This window comes from Acinetobacter sp. LCT-H3 (assembly GCF_001866125.1).
GTDB classification, from domain to species: Bacteria; Pseudomonadota; Gammaproteobacteria; order Pseudomonadales; family Moraxellaceae; genus Acinetobacter; species Acinetobacter schindleri.
On the sequence record NZ_MODX01000073.1, the window covers coordinates 1 to 802 of the forward strand.

General features: G+C 44.0%; 1 protein-coding gene. It reads right to left on the reverse strand.

Annotated elements, in window-relative coordinates; genetic code table 11:
- Positions 1-40: 40 nt before the first annotated feature.
- On the reverse strand, positions 41-802 hold a 762-nt coding region (locus BK820_RS14905; protein ID WP_143045210.1), incomplete at its 5' end, for an IS256 family transposase.

Consider the following 802-nt stretch of genomic DNA (forward strand, 5'->3'; position numbering starts at 1 on the left):
AGAGCCTGTAAATAATTTTGTGTAATTGCTTTTCATAAATTTAAAGGTGATTGCTTAAGCGGTCACCGAATTCAATAATAAAGCGACTCATAGCTAAACGCCAGTCGCGAATAGGCATATTCCACTTTTTAGACGCTGCATCAATTGCCAAGTAAATCACTTTACGTACAGAATCATCCGTTGGAAAGACTTTCCGCTTTTTGATCGCCTGGCGTATTACGCTGTTTAATGACTCGATCGCATTAGTGGTATAGATGGCTTTGCGTATCTCGGCTGGATAAGCAAAGAAGGTATTCAGATTCTCCCAGTGCGTACGCCAGCTTTTGCTGATCTGTGGGTACTTGTCATCCCATGTTTGGGCGAATTGATCCAAGGCCATCAAGGCTGCCTCTTCAGTAGGTGACTGATAAACGGTTTTTAAATCCTGAGTGACTGCCTTGTAATCTTTCCATGACACGTATTTCAAGCTGTTACGCAGCATATGGATAATGCACAGCTGGATATGGGTTTGCGGGTATACGCTGTTAATGGCATCGGGAAAGCCTTTTAGTCCATCCACACAGGCGATCAGAATATCCTGCAACCCTCGGTTTTTAAGCTCAGTCAGGACATTCAGCCAGAACTTTGCACCTTCATTCTCAGCCATCCACATGCCGAGCAGTTCTTTGTGTCCATCAAGATTAATGCCTAAGGCCAGGAATACAGCCTTGTTGATAACACTGCCATTATGACGGACTTTAACTACAATACAGTCCATATAGACGATGGGATAGAGTGCATCCAGCGGACGGTTTTGCCATTC